This is a genomic window from Pseudomonas sp. DSP3-2-3 (assembly GCF_049898225.1).
Lineage (GTDB): Bacteria > Pseudomonadota > Gammaproteobacteria > Pseudomonadales > Pseudomonadaceae > Aquipseudomonas.
On the sequence record NZ_JAFCXH010000003.1, the window covers coordinates 264,469 to 280,317 of the forward strand.

At 58.1% G+C, this 15,849-nt stretch carries 16 protein-coding genes; 4 read left to right on the forward strand and 12 right to left on the reverse strand.

What is annotated here, in order from left to right; all coding sequences use genetic code 11:
- Positions 1-81: 81 nt before the first annotated feature.
- The gene (locus tag ACP7E4_RS05765; protein WP_426112478.1) at positions 82-2,583 is read right to left on the reverse strand and encodes a TonB-dependent siderophore receptor; all 2,502 of its coding nucleotides are present in this window, start codon (positions 2,581-2,583) and stop codon (positions 82-84) included.
- 249 nt (positions 2,584-2,832) lie between these two features.
- Here ACP7E4_RS05765 and ACP7E4_RS05770 point away from each other — a divergent pair, with 249 nt between their 5' ends.
- The gene (locus tag ACP7E4_RS05770) at positions 2,833-3,261 is read left to right on the forward strand and encodes an HPF/RaiA family ribosome-associated protein (protein WP_020294411.1); all 429 of its coding nucleotides are present in this window, start codon (positions 2,833-2,835) and stop codon (positions 3,259-3,261) included.
- Between the two features lie 103 nt (positions 3,262-3,364).
- On the opposite strand, the gene ACP7E4_RS05775 is transcribed toward ACP7E4_RS05770, so the two are convergent.
- Positions 3,365-4,327 (reverse strand): FecR family protein, encoded by a 963-nt coding sequence (locus ACP7E4_RS05775; protein WP_426112480.1) that lies wholly within the window; start codon positions 4,325-4,327, stop codon positions 3,365-3,367.
- Positions 4,324-4,869, reverse strand: a complete 546-nt coding sequence (locus ACP7E4_RS05780) for a sigma-70 family RNA polymerase sigma factor (protein WP_426112482.1) — start codon at positions 4,867-4,869, stop codon at positions 4,324-4,326. Before ACP7E4_RS05780 ends, ACP7E4_RS05775 begins: the two co-directional genes overlap by 4 nt.
- Before the next feature lie 165 nt (positions 4,870-5,034).
- On the opposite strand from ACP7E4_RS05780, the gene ACP7E4_RS05785 reads away from it, so the two are divergent.
- Complete coding sequence (locus ACP7E4_RS05785; RefSeq protein ID WP_426112484.1) at positions 5,035-5,367, forward strand: DUF3509 domain-containing protein; 333 nt, start codon at positions 5,035-5,037, stop codon at positions 5,365-5,367.
- A gap of 119 nt (positions 5,368-5,486) precedes the next feature.
- Here the strand turns inward: ACP7E4_RS05785 and ACP7E4_RS05790 are convergent, their stop codons facing one another.
- A complete protein-coding gene (locus ACP7E4_RS05790; RefSeq protein ID WP_020294415.1) occupies positions 5,487-5,936 on the reverse strand; it encodes a phosphate-starvation-inducible protein PsiE in 450 nt (149 codons plus the stop codon).
- 269 nt (positions 5,937-6,205) lie between these two features.
- Here ACP7E4_RS05790 and ACP7E4_RS05795 point away from each other — a divergent pair, with 269 nt between their 5' ends.
- Positions 6,206-6,469 (forward strand): YebG family protein, encoded by a 264-nt coding sequence (locus ACP7E4_RS05795; protein WP_331151905.1) that lies wholly within the window; start codon positions 6,206-6,208, stop codon positions 6,467-6,469.
- A 242-nt stretch (positions 6,470-6,711) separates the two neighbouring features.
- Here ACP7E4_RS05795 and ACP7E4_RS05800 read toward each other — a convergent pair whose 3' ends face one another.
- The 4 genes from ACP7E4_RS05800 to ACP7E4_RS05815 form a co-directional block, all read right to left on the reverse strand.
- On the reverse strand, positions 6,712-7,815 hold the full coding sequence (locus tag ACP7E4_RS05800; protein WP_426112487.1) for a dihydrolipoamide acetyltransferase family protein: 1,104 nt from the start codon (positions 7,813-7,815) through the stop codon (positions 6,712-6,714).
- A 24-nt stretch (positions 7,816-7,839) separates the two neighbouring features.
- Positions 7,840-8,826 (reverse strand): alpha-ketoacid dehydrogenase subunit beta, encoded by a 987-nt coding sequence (locus ACP7E4_RS05805; protein ID WP_426112489.1) that lies wholly within the window; start codon positions 8,824-8,826, stop codon positions 7,840-7,842.
- Entirely contained in the window at positions 8,816-9,916 is a 1,101-nt protein-coding gene (pdhA, locus tag ACP7E4_RS05810) for a pyruvate dehydrogenase (acetyl-transferring) E1 component subunit alpha (RefSeq protein ID WP_426112491.1), read from the reverse strand. The genes ACP7E4_RS05805 and pdhA overlap by 11 nt, the downstream gene beginning before the upstream one ends.
- 81 nt (positions 9,917-9,997) lie before the next feature.
- Entirely contained in the window at positions 9,998-11,035 is a 1,038-nt protein-coding gene (locus tag ACP7E4_RS05815) for a Glu/Leu/Phe/Val dehydrogenase dimerization domain-containing protein (RefSeq protein ID WP_426112493.1), read from the reverse strand.
- Between the two features lie 190 nt (positions 11,036-11,225).
- Here ACP7E4_RS05815 and ACP7E4_RS05820 point away from each other — a divergent pair, with 190 nt between their 5' ends.
- A complete protein-coding gene (locus ACP7E4_RS05820; protein ID WP_426112495.1) occupies positions 11,226-12,029 on the forward strand; it encodes a SirB1 family protein in 804 nt (267 codons plus the stop codon).
- A 280-nt stretch (positions 12,030-12,309) separates the two neighbouring features.
- On the opposite strand, the gene ACP7E4_RS05825 is transcribed toward ACP7E4_RS05820, so the two are convergent.
- The 4 genes from ACP7E4_RS05825 to ACP7E4_RS05840 form a co-directional block, all read right to left on the reverse strand.
- Positions 12,310-12,888 (reverse strand): hypothetical protein, encoded by a 579-nt coding sequence (locus tag ACP7E4_RS05825; protein WP_426112497.1) that lies wholly within the window; start codon positions 12,886-12,888, stop codon positions 12,310-12,312.
- Between the two features lie 201 nt (positions 12,889-13,089).
- On the reverse strand, positions 13,090-14,001 hold the full coding sequence (locus ACP7E4_RS05830) for an SDR family oxidoreductase (RefSeq protein WP_426112499.1): 912 nt from the start codon (positions 13,999-14,001) through the stop codon (positions 13,090-13,092).
- A gap of 69 nt (positions 14,002-14,070) precedes the next feature.
- Complete coding sequence (locus ACP7E4_RS05835; RefSeq protein ID WP_426112501.1) at positions 14,071-15,021, reverse strand: alpha/beta fold hydrolase; 951 nt, start codon at positions 15,019-15,021, stop codon at positions 14,071-14,073.
- A complete protein-coding gene (locus ACP7E4_RS05840; protein WP_426112561.1) occupies positions 15,021-15,797 on the reverse strand; it encodes a class II aldolase/adducin family protein in 777 nt (258 codons plus the stop codon). The genes ACP7E4_RS05835 and ACP7E4_RS05840 overlap by 1 nt, the downstream gene beginning before the upstream one ends.
- Positions 15,798-15,849: the final 52 nt, after the last annotated feature.

Genomic DNA, 15,849 nt, shown 5'->3' on the forward strand with positions numbered 1-15,849 from the left:
GCTGTTCAAACGATTCGCGAGCAAGCTCGCTCCCACAGTTTTATGCAGATCTGTGGGAGCGAGCTTGGTATCTGCGCACAATCACCACCGATACGTAGCACTCGCCTGCACGGTGCGTTGCGAGCCATACCAGCACCAGGAATAGTAATAGCAGGAGGCGACGTATTCCTTGTTGGCCAGGTTGGTGACGTTCAGTGCCAGGCGCAGGTTATCCATCGGGCTGTTGATGTTCGGGATGTCGTAATGCGCTGCAGCATCGAATAGCGTGTAGCCCGGCACTTTCAGCGAGTTGGCTTCATCGCCCCAGCTCGACCCGACATAACGCGCGCCGCCACCGACACCCGCGCCTTTGAGCTGACCGTCACGGAAGGTGTAATCGACCCACGCCGACGCCGTGTGTTTCGGAATGCCTGGCGGCGTGGTGCCTTCTGCCGTCAGCGCTGGACCATTGGCCACGCCGACAATGCCCGGTGACACGCGCACCGTGCTGTTGGATTTGCTGACCTGATTATCCAGATACGCATAAGCCGCAGTGATATCCAGGTTATCGCTCAGGCTTGCCTTGCCTTCGAGTTCAAAACCACGGGATTGCACCTCACCAGTCTGCACCTGGCAACGGGCGCCATTGCACAGATTGGTCGGGATCGGGTCTTGGGTCAGCACATTGCTGCGCCGCAAGTCGAAGATCGCCGCCGTGATGAAACTGTTGCTGCCCGGCGGCTGATATTTGATCCCCAGTTCATATTGCTTGCCCTCGGTCGGGTCAAACGGCGTATTGCCAAAACCGGTGCCCGATTGCGGCTCGAAGGATTCGGAATAGCTGATGTACGGCGCCAGACCGTTATCGAACAGATAAACCAGGCCCAGGCGGCCGGTGAACGCCTCGCTGTCGGTCGAACTTTTGCTTTTCACGCCAGTGGTCAGGCGCTGCGAACTGTTGGTGCTGTCCGCCCAGTCGTAACGACCACCCGCCAGCAACACCCATTTGTCCCACTTCAGCTGTTCCTGCAAATACAGGCCTTTCTGCTGGCTGCGCGCCGTGGCGTCGGTGCTGTACGTGATGGGCGTTACAGGACGCCCGTAAACCGGATCGAACAGGTCCAGCGACGGGCCATTGCCGTTGCCGGATTTGGTATCGGTGCTGGTGTTCTGGTAGTCAGCACCGAACAGCACGGTGTGTTGCAAAGGACCGGTGTCGAACTTGGCCTGGGCCTGGTTATCCAGCGTGTAGGAATCCAGATTCACATCGCTGCCGATGGTGTAGCGGCCCATGGTGCGGTAGTCCGGCTGCAAGGCGTCGCTGCCGTTATAGATACTTTGATAAATGCCTTCGCTGCGCAGATAACGGGCGTTCTGGCGCAAGGTCCAGACATCGTTCAGATGATGTTCGAACAGGTAACCGACCGCGTAATACTTGCGGTCGCTCTTCTCGAAGTTCTTCTCGCCGTCATAAAAATCCACGTCGATGTCTCGGCCGGTCGGGCTGTGCAACACCGAGCCATAGGCCGGGATCGACCCGTAGGACGCGCCCTTGGGATCGGCCTGGTAATTGGCCAGCAGCGTCAGCGAAGTGTCTTCATTGGGTCGCCAAGTGAATGCCGAGGCGATGGATTGGCGACGGGTTTCGGTGTGTTCGAGCTGCCCATCGGCATCGTCGTATAAACCGGAAAGGCGATAGGAGTACACGCCTTGATCGTCAATCGGGCCGCCAAAATCAAAGGTCGTACGCTTCTTGTCGAACGTGCCGTAGGTCAGGCCGATTTCATGGAACGGCGTTTCCGTCGGCAACTTGCTGACCATGTTCACCACGCCACTCGGACTGGCCTGGCCATACAGCACCGACGATGGACCGCGCAGCACTTCCACGCGTTCCAGATCGAAAGAGTCCTTCTGCGGCGACGCATCACGGCTGCCTGGCATGCGCAGGCCATCGAGGTAAGTCGCCGGGGAAAAGCCGCGAATGGTCAGCTGATCGAGTCGCGAAGCGGTAGAGCCACGGGTTTCCGGCACCACCGCAGCGGTGTAGCGCAGGATCTGATTGAGGCTCTGCGCACCCTGCGCACGCATCTGGTCCTTGGTGACCACGGAAATCGATTGCGGGGTTTCGATCAACGCCGAATCGGTCTTGGTCCCGACCCGGCTGCGCGTGGCCACATAACCGGAAACCGGGCCGGTCGGGCTTTCGTTCTGGTACGCACCGTTGATGGCCGTGGCTTGCAGCTCCAGGGTGCTTTCGGCGGCAGCTGGTGCAGCTTCGATTCGATAGCGATTGGTCGAAAGAGTCGTTACGCGCAAACCGCTACCCGCGAGCAATTTGGCGAGAGCTTCGTCAGTGCCGAACGCGCCTTGCAAGCCGTTGCTGCGCTTGCCTCGGGTCAAGGCCGGGTCGAATGCCAATACCAGATTGGCCTGCTCGGCCAGGGCATTGAGCGCCTGGCTTAAATCACCGGCCGGGATAGCGAAGCTGCGCGCCGCGCTGGCGGGCTGGCCAGCGGCGGAATCGGCAGCGTGCAAAGGCGTTATGGCACACGCCAGCAACACGGCAAGCGCCAGGGGATGCAACGAATTAACAGGGCGTGACATGAACGATCCTTCACTGTGAAATTTGGTTTTCCATAGCCATGACGGACATGCGGGAAAAACAGACAGCGAATGAGAGCGATTTACATTCAAAAGCTGACGATTATTTTTTTGCAGCGAAATATTTCTTTCTCAATGGGTTGAATTGTTCCTGCATCGGCGCCAACACTGTGAATGAGCGCAGACGAAATGAACCAGTTAACCGGTCGTATCGTCCGATCTCATACGAGCAAGCCTTATAAGGGAAGAACTATGCAAATCCAGGTCAATTGCGATAACCACATCGAAAGCAGTATTCGACTGGAGGAGTGGGTACGTACCACCGTTGAAAGCACGCTCGAACGCTATGACGAAGATCTGACTCGGATCGAAGTTCACATCCGTGATGAAAACGGTGACAAGCCCGGCCCGCACGACATGCGCTGCCAGATGGAAGCCCGACCAAAAGGTCATCAACCTATTTCTGTTACCCACAAGGCCGATACGCTGGATCAGGCCGTAGATGGCGCAGCTGTAAAACTCGACCACGCCCTTGAACATCTTTTTGGCAAACTGCGTACCAAACGTCCGGGCGCTCCCGTGATCAATGACGCAGAACAGGAGTCGGTAAACCCGGACGCCCTGCTGCAAGAAGAATTTCTGGAAAAAGAGCAGGCTAAAGACACCGCCCTGCTGGGATGATCCGAACCGTTAGCTGAACCATTCCGCAACACTATAAAGAAGGGCGGGGTCGCCAAAACGACCCCGCCCTCTTTCGTTGTGCCCTGTTCCCCTCAAGCCCCGCTTACTCGGCCGGCTTGACCCAGACCAGCAAATCAGTGAAGTGCTCGACCTTGATCGGCAAGTTGTCGGCCAGCGTCGCCAAAGCAGCATCGGTATCATCCAGCTGAAATACGCCGGACACGCGCATCCCTTGCAGGGCCGTCGCATCGAATTGCAACAGCCCATGTCGATAGCTCCCCAGTGCTTCCAGTACCTGCGCAAGCGGTTGGTCATCGACCTTGAGCAGACCACGCGTCCAGGCCGCAGGATCTTCACTGCCGATCGATTGCGGCGTCTGCACCAGACCATCCTTGAGCGTCGCCTGCTGACCGGCGCTGACCCGGACCGCCACGGAACTGTTGGCGTTGGCGGCGATGGCGGATTCCAGCACGCTGACCTGAACCGCGCCATCCGCCCCACTACGCACCAGAAACCGCGTGCCCAGCGCTGTAATGGTGCCTTGATCGGTGCGCACCACGAACGGTCGTTGCGGATCCTTGGCGACCTCGACCCACACCTCACCGCGATGCAAGTCGATCACCCGCCGCCGCTCGTCGAATTCGACGTCTATCGCGGAGTCGCTATTGAGCTGCAAATGGCTGCCGTCAGCCAGGGCGATCTCGCGTCGTTCGCCAACGTGGGTGCGCTGATCGGCCATCCAGATGGGTGCCTGATCGAGGCTGAACCAGGCCAGCGCCAGGCTGCCGCACAAAGCAATTGTTTGCAGATAGCGCCGGGAAGACTTGCTCGGTGAACGCGCGAAAGCCTGGTCCAAAGCCATCCGTGCCGGAGCCGTCGGCAACTGCTCGAAGCTGCCCCACAAGGATTGCATGCGCGCCACCGCCAGGAAGTGTCGCGGATCTTCATGACGCCAGGCATTGAAGGCCTGGCGATCAGCCGCAGTGACCCCATCGTCGTGCAGCAACGCCAGCCAACTCGCGGCCTGGCCGATCATCGCTTCGGTCGGTTCATACTCGGTGCTCATGCCAGGTGGCCCGAACCATGCAGTGCTTTGTAACAATGCACCAGCACGCTGGCCATGTACTGCTTGACCATGCTGCTGGAGACATCTAACACCGTGGCGATTTCGCTGTAGGTCAGGCCGTCCAGGCGATTGAGCAAAAATGCCTGACGCGGCTTGGCCGGTAAACCCTCCAGCATCTGGGCGATCTTTTCCAGAATCTGCAGGGCGGCGTGAATGGCTTCCGGACTTGGAATAGAGGCTTCATCGGCATGCAGCGCCAAAGCATCAAGGTAAGCGCGCTCGATCTTGCGCCGCCGTCCCGCGTCGATCATCAACCGCGTGGCCGTGGTCGTCAGGAAGGCGCGAGGCTCCTTGAGGTTTTGCGGCTCAGCCAAGGTCAGCACCCGAATGAATGCGTCATGGGCCAGATCGGCAGCACGCTGCGAGCAACCGAGTTTTTTACGCAGCCAGCCGTGCAACCAGCTGTGATGGTCGGCGTAGAGTTCGGAGATTTGCCGCTGGCGGCTGATCAGGTCGCGATCAGCTGCGGAGAAGTCGTGCATGTGTCAATACTTCTCAAACACGAAAAATTATCATTAACGCGGAAGATGCCAGTTTTCAGCCCTAACAGCAAGCGTAGGAAATTTCCGATCAACCCACTTCAGCCGAGAACTAAAGTGCCAAAAGCCCAGTCAATTTATGCAGCCCCATAAAGCAGGTAGCCGATAATGGACAACCCTTTTCAACAGATCACTGACGCGTTCCACCCTGATTATCGGGTGAACCTGAGCATTCAAGGGCTCGACGGCAGCATCATGCTGACCCTGTCCAACGAATCCGGCGTTGTCGCCAAACGCTTGATCAGCGCCGCACAGCGCAACGATCCCAAGCGCTTGCGGCGTTTGATCGAGAGCGTGCAATTCGGCATTGCGATCGAACAAGGACACAGCGCCATCAAGATCCTCGCGGCCATGACCGACGGCGACGTCAAACAACTGGCCCCGCCACCGATCCGCAGCAACTGGTTGCGCGATCGCCCGAGATTGGCGGTAAGCGTTTAATGGCGTGTCATCACGGTCGTGATGTTGCGCAATATCTCCACACCCACCTGATGCCGGATTCAGGCCCTGTCACTGAGCATGTTCAGCGGGCCTGAATACCTTCCCGACGATTACCTCTGTCAGTTTTCGGCCTTGTCCTTGACCGATGGGTATTTCGACGACGCGTATCGAACCACCAGGATCGAAAACGCCAGCAGCAATATCCCGCCACACAAATAAATGATCCCCAGGTCAGGCGCGTTGTGATGCGATACGTCGCCGATCAAGAGCCGGGTCAGGGCAGTGATCGCCACATAGAGCAGGAAGCGGATCGGCATGTGATTGGTCTTGAAATAAATGCCCGTCATGGCACCCAGCTCAAGGTAGATAAACAGCAACAGGATATCGTCGACGCTGATGCTGCCTTTCTCCAGCATGCCGATAAAGGTTGTCACCGCCGCGTAGGCCGTGATCGCGCCAATCCCGAACAGCGCCAGATAGTGAAAGGCTTCGACACACAGATTGCCGAGCGAGTCGGCCTGGTCGTGCAGGTTCTTGCGCAGCTTTTCAGCCCATTTCAGTTCTGACATATCCAACACATCCTGTACAAAAATTAAACAGCACTTCCAGATTGAATGATGCTGCGCGCGCGTGACACTTTGATTTGCCTGAATACCAAGCAGGAACGAGGCCATTAGCTATGGTTGAGAGCGTGGCGGGTTGTCGCAAGGCACATCCAGGATTGAAAAAGATGCATGAAGGCCACTATCCAGCGCGGAAAAAATCGCCTATGCTAGGCACTGTATAAAAATACAGTAGTCGTTGAAGACAACTATCGTGAAGGCATGTGAGGTGGTGAATGGCCGTCGAAGTGGTATACCGCAGCAGCCGAGATCTGGAGCGTTTGTTCATGGATAAAGCCGAAGCTGATCGTCATGACAAAATGCTCGAACTCGCTGAGTTGCTGGCAGCAGTGTTGAACAAGGCAGTGCCTTCCCTGAGCGAAGCGCAGGTAGAAGAAGCGGGTATTTATATGGCGAAGAATCGCGATATTTTTGCCCGTGCATTCAAGAGCCAACCGGATGCGTTGAATGAGTTGCTCAACGGCCCAGGTGCAGAGTAGGCCCGGTCCAGGTAGATCCGTTGGAGATTCTATGTTTGGGGGTAACCGCCAGGCGCCGCAGACGTATTGTCTGAACCGACGCCTTCCCGGATAAATCCGGTCCCACTGAATCGCGCTGATTTTGTGGGACCGGATTTATCCGGGAAGACGGCATTCCAGTAGACGCAAATGTATCGGCTGTACGTCCTATCGCGAATGTTGCGTAGATCCGTTGGAGGCCGGTGTTTGTCGCGTGACTATGCTCAGTCAGCTTTCTCCAGCTCATCCACCAACGCCCGGAAGAACCGCGCCGCTTCGCCACCGGTAACCGCCCGGTGATCGAAAGTCAGTGACAGCGGCAAAATCGGGTGTACCAGCACTTCGCCGTTGACTGCTACCGGCTCATCGCGAATCGCCCCCGCACCAATAATTGCGACTTGTGGCGGGACCACAACCGGGCTGGCGTAGCGTCCGAACAAGGTGCCGAAATTGGACAGCGTAATCGTCGCGCCCATCATTTCCTTCGGTGGGATCGACCGCGCCTGGACATCCGCCCGCAGCCGGCTCATGCCTTCTTTGAGATCGGCGGATTCGCGATTGCCCACATCGCGCAGAACCGGCACGAACAAGCCGTCCGGCGTGTCCACGGCAATGCCCAGATCAAGCTGTTGATGCTGCTTGATGGACAGAGATTTGCCATCAAACCAGCTGTTGAGTACTGGCTCGACTTTGCACGCGGCAGCCATGGCTTTGCCGAGCCTGATCAATGGGTCGCGGGCTTGCGACCAGCGGTGCAGATCGGCATCGCCATAGATCGTCACCGGCACGACTTCCGCGTGGGACCTGGCCATGTTCAGCGCCATGCTGCGTCTGACCCCGCGCAGTTTTTCGCCGCCAAAACGGTCGCGATCAGCCTGCGCTGCGCCCTCGACATCGGCACGGGTGATCAGGCCGTCATTGCCCGAACCGCTCAACGCGCCGATGTCCACGCCCAATTGCCGCGCCAGTTGCCGGACCGCCGGTGTCGCCCTGGCGGCCAGATGCTCGCGGGTGGAAGGCGCGGCGCCGACGAAGAACTGGTCATCCTGGCTGCCGCCGCCTTCGAGGCGTCCGACCACGGTTCCCGCATCGCCTTCGCCTTCGAATGCCATCAAGGGTTCGCCCACATGCAGGATGTCGCCATCGCCGCCGTAGACCTTGGCGACCACGCCGTCATAGGGAGCAGGAATATCGACAATAGCCTTGGCGGTTTCCACTGAAACCATCAGTTGATCGGCCTTGACCGTATCGCCCGCCTTGACATGCCATTCGACGATTTCCGCTTCCTGCAAGCCTTCGCCCAGATCGGGCAGTTTGAAATATTTCATCGCAAGTCTCCTGAATCCGGGCCGTCAGGCGAAGTTGAGCACTTGATCGCAGGCGTGAAGAATGTCTTCGACGCCAGGAATGTACAGCTGCTCCAGTCGATACAGCGGCGGCGGAATATCCGGCGCCGTGACGCGGGCAATGGGTGCCTGCAAATCCAGCAAGACCCGTTCGTAAAGACTGGCAGCGATCTCCGCACCTACGCCGCAGGACCGCGGCGCTTCATGCACAATGACGCAGCGCCCGGTCTTGCGCACCGATGCTTCCAGGGTGTCCAGATCCAGCGGCTTGACGCAGGCCACATCGATCACTTCCGCCGAGATGCCTTGTTCACTCAATGCTGCGGCAGCCTGCAAGGTTTCGTGGACGCTCGCCCCCCAACTGATCAAGGTGATATCGCTGCCTTCGCGCAGGGTGAAACAGGTGTCCAGCGGCAGGCGCTTGCCGTCGTCGAGCAGCGGTTGCGGGTTCATGCGATACAGCCGGGTCGGCTCCAGGAAAATCACCGGATCAGGATCGTCGATGGCTGCCAGCAGCAAACCGTAAGCCCGCGCTGGCGAGGACGGGATGACCACGCGCAAACCGGGAATGTGGGCGAACAAGGCTTCGGTGCTTTCGCTGTGATGCTCTGGCGCGCGAATGCCGGCGCCCATGGGCGAGCGCATGACCATCGGGCAACTCAGCCTTCCGCGTGTCCGGTTACGCATGCGGCTGGCGTGGGAAACCAGGTGCTCCATGGCGGCGTAGATAAAGCCCATGAACTGGATTTCCACCACCGGTTTCAAACCCTGTGCCGCCATGCCGATGACCAGTCCGCCGAGCATGGTTTCCGCCAGCGGCGAATCGATTACCCGCTTGAAACCAAAACTGTCGCGCAGGCCTTGAGTGGCGCGAAATACTCCGCCATTGACGCCGACGTCTTCACCCAGCACCACGACGTTCTCGTCTTCGGCCATGGCCCGATGCAGGGCGAGGTTCACCGCTTCCAGCAGGCTGACTTTTTCACTGGTCATGATGCTCACCTCCGGCGCGGCGTGCGGCCCGCTCAAGGAACCATTCACGCTGCTCGGCGAGTGCCGCTGGCCATTTGGCGTAGACGTGATCAATGACCGATTCCGGCGGCTGAATACCGGCTGCGTCGAACGCATCAACCGCCCGCTGCACCAGCGCCTGGCATTCCGTGATGAGCGCCTGTTCGCGGCCTTCGTCCCAAATCCCCTGACTGGCCATGAACGATTGCAGGCGTTTGATCGGCTCTTCCAGCCAGGCCTGTTTCACTTCTTCGGCCGCCCGGTAACGCGTGGCGTCATCCGCCGTGGTGTGATCGCCGAGCCGATAGCTCAGGCATTCCAGCAGCACCGGCCCTTTGCCTTTGCGCGCCCGTTCCAGAGCAATCTGCATGCGATCGTAGACCGCGAGAATGTCGTTACCGTCGACTTGCTCGCCATGGAAGCCGGCACCAATGGCTTTCTGCGCCAGCGTCGGCGCGCCGCATTGCATGCGCCGAGGTACGGAGATGGCCCATTGATTGTTGTTGATGACGAACACCACCGGCAGCTGCCAGGCGCCGGCCACGTTCAGTGCTTCGAGAAAATCGCCCTTGCTGGTCGCACCGTCGCCGCAGGTCGTCACCGCGACCCGATGCTCGCCGCGAATCTTGAACGCGCTGGCGACACCGCAGGCATGCAGCGCCTGAGTGGCAATCGGCACGCACAGCGGGAAATCCTCAGCGACGGCCGGCTCGGCAAAGTTGCTGCCGCGCTCGTCACCGCCCCAGTACAGGAGGATTTCTTCCATGCGCACCCCGCGCATAAGCTGCACGGCGGTGTCACGGTAATACGGGATCAGCACATCTTCAGGATGCATCAGGCTGCCGATGGCAACGCCAATGGCTTCCTGGCCGAGGGTCGGCGCATAGGTGCCGATGCGCCCGGTGCGTTGCAGCGCGACGGCTTTCTGGTCGAAAAGCCGGGTCAGGACCATTTGTCGGTAGAGACGGGTCAGGAGATTGAAGTCGTCGGCCCAGGGCGGCAGTTCGACGGTCAGACGGCCATCCGGGGCAAGGTAACGGGTATACGCAACATTGAGCCTGGTGTTGGGCATTGTTTTCTCCTTACACGCGGGATACGCGTGCCATACGAAAAACTCACCACTTGTGGCGGCGAGGTTTTCAGGCGTCGGCAATCACCGGGTAAGGCGTGGGCCGACGTTCAAGAGGTGCTCCGCCAGCATGTCAGCGACCCGCGCGGGTGAGCGCTTTTCCGCTTGTGCGTGGGCGTAGACCTCAGTCAATCGTTGTCCGATCTTGGCAAGGTGGGCAGTGATGGTGGAGAGGGTTTCCCCACGATGTTGCAGGGCGACGTAGATAAGTCCGCCAGAATTGATCACATAATCCGGGGCATACAGAATGCCGCGATTCTCCAGCTGGTCGGCGACCTGCAGGCTGGTCAATTGATTATTGGCCCCGCCCGCCACCGCCGCGCAACGTAGCTGCGCAACACTCTTGCTGTTGAGCACCGCGCCCAGCCCGCACGGCGCGAGGATGTCACAAGGCGTGCTGAGCAGCGCTTCGCAGGCAATCGGATGGGCGCCGAACTGTTCCATGGCGAGCTGCACGCGCCCGCTGTCCAGATCGCTGACCAGCAAATCGGCACCGGCCGCATGAAGTTGTTCAGCCAGGGCGTAACCCACATGCCCCAAGCCCTGGATAGCGACGCGCAGCCCTTCCAGATTGTCGCTGCCCAGACGCGCCATGGCCGTGGTCCGAATCCCGGCAAACACGCCCATGGCGGTATGCGCCGAAGGATCGCCGGCTTCGGTGGTGCTGGTCACGTGCTGGGTGTGTTGCGCAATGCAGTCCATATCGGCGCTGGAGGTTCCGCTGTCCACTGCGGTGATGTAGCGCCCGTCAAGGCTCTCGATGAAGCGTCCGAAAGCCTCGAACAATGCGGCGCGATCAGGAACATGCGCGGGACGCATGATGACCGCCTTGCCGCCACCTTGCGGCAGACCGGCGAGCACCGCTTTGTAGCTCATGTTTCTAGCCAGACGGATGGCATCCTCGATGGCGCTATTTTCATCTGGATAAGCAAGATAACGACATCCACCCAAGGCAGGACCGCGCTGGCAATTGTCGATAGCGATCACTGCCTTCAGGCCGGTTTCGGGATCGACGACCAGATGCAGTGATTCGATGCGTGAACTGTGCATGAGAGCGAACATCGGCAGTGCTCCCGGAATACTTTTTTTCTAAGGCGATTATAGGCGCTGCTGGGAAAAATGATTGACCGCTGGTGCATGCCGATAAAACACATCCGCACGTACATTCGGCACTGGACGAAATCTGCGACGGGGGCTAAAACAAGTCATCGCTGCCAACATTCCAGTTGCCCGGATTCGGGCGGAGGGGTCGATGACGCCACGCCAGCATTGCCTGTCTAGCCTGCAACAAAGCCCTTGTGATGTGTTCGAGGCTGCGTTGTGGGTTTCGGCCGAACATGACCCGCAGTTTCTTCCCCTGCACCTGCGCGCAGAGATGGATCAATTGCAGCGTCAGGTGAACAACGCCCTGCCCTCGCTACCGACTTGCGAACTGGCCCAACCCTTGTTGCGCCAACTCAATGCGATGGGGTTTGCCCAGGACGACTGGAACCCACCGAAACCTGAATCGGCGCTGTTGCACAAAGTGGTGCTGCGTCGTCGCGGGCAGCCGTTGGCCCTGGCGCTGATTGCCCTGGAAATCGCCAGACGGCTGGACATCAAACTTGAGGGGGTAAATTTCCCCGGTCACTTTCTGCTGCGGGTTCCGGGCGCCGACCATTTGCTCGACCCTTGTGGCGGACGGCGGCTCTACCCGCAAGACTGCCGGGAATTGCTGGTTCGCCAGTTCGGGCCAGACATGCAACTTCGCTCGGCGCACATGATTCGCGCCACGGACTTGAGCATGCTGCAACGGCTTTCGCGCAATCTTCGGCACCTGCACCAACTGAACGATGACCTGCTGGCCTCGTTGAAAGATGCTGACCGCGTGGTGGAACTGGGCCAGGCAACCACTGGGGACCATTTGATCCGGGCCGGTCTGTACCACGCCCTGGAATGTCCACAGGCCGAGCGATTTGATCTGGAACACGCCCTGCTCTTGAGCGACGATCCACTTCAGCGCCTCAGGCTCATCGAACGCTTGAGCCAGTTGCCGTCGAGCAAAGCCATACACTGAGCCCCTGCTGCGACTGTTGCCGTGCATGCAACAGTTAATGTCGCAAACCACTGTTTTCTAATGCAATTAAACACTCTATTCTTGCCGGACTTTAAGCAGGCCGCTCAATTAACTTGCCTTGTTTATCCCATCGATTTGCGCTGGCACGTTGCCGTCTCTGACGTACCGGACTTGAGAGTGTATCGACGTTGATTTTATAGCTCCTGGATCTACGTCTTGTTTAGCCGCTGTTAATACAGCGGCTTTTTTTTGCCCCTCGCCAAACTATGGCCTTAAGCCATCACACCTTCGATTTCAGCTTGGCTGGCAGGAGTTCCTCCTTGATCTTGTCTCCATTTTTTATACGTTTGTTCAGGGCCATCGTCCCATAGGTATCCCCTGTGGATGCAAACACCTGAAGATTTTTCATGACATGAACCGTCTTGATGTAGTCCGGCAACAGCAACTTTGAATATTTGTCTCCGATCAATATTTTGGTCTGCATTTCATCGATACGTTTGGCGAAGAATTCCAGGGCATTTATTTTGACATCCGGGTGTGTGATTTTACCGTCTTTGTCAAACTCCAGCGCTGCGCGGCCCATCAGGTCCGCAGTCAGATTATCGACCAGACCGAAAGCCAGGAGCTGTTTGCCAAAGTTTCCCAACTCTTCAGGGCTGACCTTTTCTGCATCGAAGTCTTTGAACAATGGCCGAAGCTTGTTTTGCTCCATTGACAGGGTATTGAGCGCAACAGGATTCTCGCCGATCTCCAGCAAGATACGACTGGTATTGGCACTGGCTTGTTTAATTGTTGGGTCCTCCAGTCTTGGCTTGATAATGACCGGCGGCATATTTGCATAACGATCAACCATTCCCATGGCGCTGTTCCTTTTATGTCGAATGAGGTGTTCATCGAACATATCGGGAACTGGCTGGGCGACTTTATAGGCAGAACACCCGACCGGCGAAATTCAGACAGGTACTACTTGGTATATAGAATATTCTTACGCCAAGCAGCGAAGCGTCCTAATTATCAATCTATTTATCGGCCGGTTAGCTGCGCAATCAGACAACTTGATTCACCCCATATACTTCTGCAGGTTCGCCATCATTTCTTTCAGCGCTTCGACGTTATCCCGAGGATGCACTGCGTCGCTGAAATCGCTGATGGTTTGCCATTGTGCGGCGACATCTTCCGGGCTGAACCCTGTATGAGGATCGAAGCCTGCTCCTAGGCTTCGCTCCCAGCGGACTTTGCCGATCCAGCCGCCACCCACTTCGAATAAACCGGCGCTGTCCTGGCATTGTTCGCTGCCCAGATACACAACTAAAGGGCTGATCAGTTCAGGCTTCAGCAACTCGAAAACATTGGGCGGGATGAGCCCTTCGGTCATTCGCGTGCCACCGGTTGGGGCAATGGCATTGACCAGGATGTTGTTCTTGCGACCTTCCAGAGCCAAGGTGCGTGTCAGGCCATAAAGTCCCAACTTGGCCATACCGTAATTGGACTGACCGAAGTTGCCGTAGATACCGGAAGTCGATGAGGTAAATATCACGCGGCCATAGTTCTGCTCGCGCAAGTGCGGCCAGGCCGCATGCGTCACTTTGTAAGCCCCCTCAACGTGCACGCGATAAACCAGATTCCAGTCGGCGTCTTCCATTTTGACAAAGGATTTATCCCGCAGAATTCCGGCGTTATTCACTACTACGTCAATGCGGCCGAAAGCGTCCAGAGCGTTCTGCACGATCTTGTCGCCATCGGTGACCGAATCATGATTAGCCACCGCCGTGCCGCCTGCTTCACGAATCTCGCTGACCACTCGATCTGCCGCCGAGGCGTTGGCACCTTCCCCGCTGGCGGAACCGCCAAGATCGTTGACCACCACGCGAGCGCCATGGCGGGCAAACAGCAACGCATGAGCGCGCCCCAATCCGCCGCCAGCACCGGTGACAATCACAACTTTGTCGTCGAAATGGACAGGTTCACTCATGACTAGCTCCAGGTAAGGTCGGCAGCGACGCGCTCGCATCAGTGTCGGCCACCCGACTTCCAGTCACAATCAAACCAATCCTCGCTGAATAGTGCTCGATAATGCAGCTGGATTCGCTTCGTTTGGGGTCGTCTCCGCCCCTTCGTTCTCGATGGCAGCCCGGAACGCCAGATAGTGGCGAAGCACCAGCGATGGCGCTTCCAGTTGCGGGTAGTGACCGATACCCTCCAGCAGCACGGTATCGGCGTCGGGGATCAATTGTCGGTAGCGCTCGACCATATGCGCGCCTGAAATAGGATCGACCGCCCCATCAATCACGCGTAACCGCACGCCCTCCGTCTGCATGGCCCCGACCCAGCGCTCACGTTGCTCGACACGCTCCGGGATATAACGAATCAGCCGATGCAGGATTCGCCCACCTTTGTTGGCCTTAATCAGGCTCCACAGATCGTCCAGTTCACTTTCACTGGGGGCGGTATCCGGGCCGAAGATCCTGCTGAAATTCTGGTCCAGATGGCCACGATTGAACAATCTGCTGAACATCCAGCCAGCCGGGCTCAGCAACAGTTTTTGCGCCAATACCTTGCGATGTGTTTCCGGAAACAGGCCGCCATTGAGGAATACGCAGCTCGCCATCGCAAAGCGCCCCTCGTGGTGACGCGCCAACAGTTCCTGGGCAACGCTGTCGCCGTAATCATGGGCCAAAACGTGAATCGGCCGAGTCTCATCCAGGTGCTGCAACAAGGCTTGTTGCAGCTCAGCTTGCTGGATGAGGCTGTACAGGTGGCGCGGCGGTTTGGCTGAATCGCCGAAACCGAGCATGTCGCAGGCAATCAACCGATACCGCGTCGCCAAGGGTTGCCAAAGGAAATGCCAGTCCCAGCTGGCGGTCGGGAAACCGTGAATCAGTAACAAAGGCTCACCCTCGCCCGCCGTCCAATAACGAATGGCATGGCCCTTGAAGTCAAACGTCTGTCCACGGGTGCGCCAGATACGCAGCGGTATCTCGGTCAGCGGCATTATTGCTTGTAACCTGAATCGGTCAGGTCGAGCTTGCGTAGCAAAGCTGGCCAGGCAAGCGCTCCGCCCATGCCCTGGGCGCTTCTGGTCACGCCGGCCACCATGGCTTTCGCTCCCGCGAGAATCTGCCCGTCGATGGTAATCAACTGCGCTCCGCCGCCTTGGGCCATGACCTGGATTTCGCAGGCGCGCTGGAAGATGAACATCATCAGGAAGGTATCAGCGATGCTCGCCGAACAGGTCAACAGACCATGGTTTTGCAGCATCAGAAAATTCGTTTCGCCCAGATCGAACTGCAGGCGGGCTTTTTCCTCATGATTGAGGGCAACGCCTTCGTACGGATGGTAAGAGAGGCTCGACAGGACAAACAGCGATTGCTGACTGATCGGCAAAATCCCCTGCTGCTGCGCCGACACCGCCACGCCCGCAGCGGTGTGCGTGTGCAGCACGCAAGCGACGTCATGGCGAACCTCATGGATCGCGCTGTGAATGGTGAAGCCTGCGGGGTTGATCTCGTAGGGGCTGGCCATCAGCTTGTTGCCGGCCTGATCGATCTTGACCAGATTCGATGCCGTGATCTCGTGGAACATCAAACCGTAGGGATTGATCAGGAAATCCTCGGTGCCCGGCACCTTGGCCGAGATGTGGGTAAAAATCAGATCGTCCCAGCCATGCAGCGCGACCAGACGGTAGCAGGCGGCGAGATCGACGCGGGTTTGCCATTCGGCAGGGCTGACCTGATCTTTTACATTCAGCGGCGCATCGGGGGTGTGCAGAACTTGGGTAGGGTTCACGGCGGCTCCTCGGCATTCAGTGTGCTCTGGATGC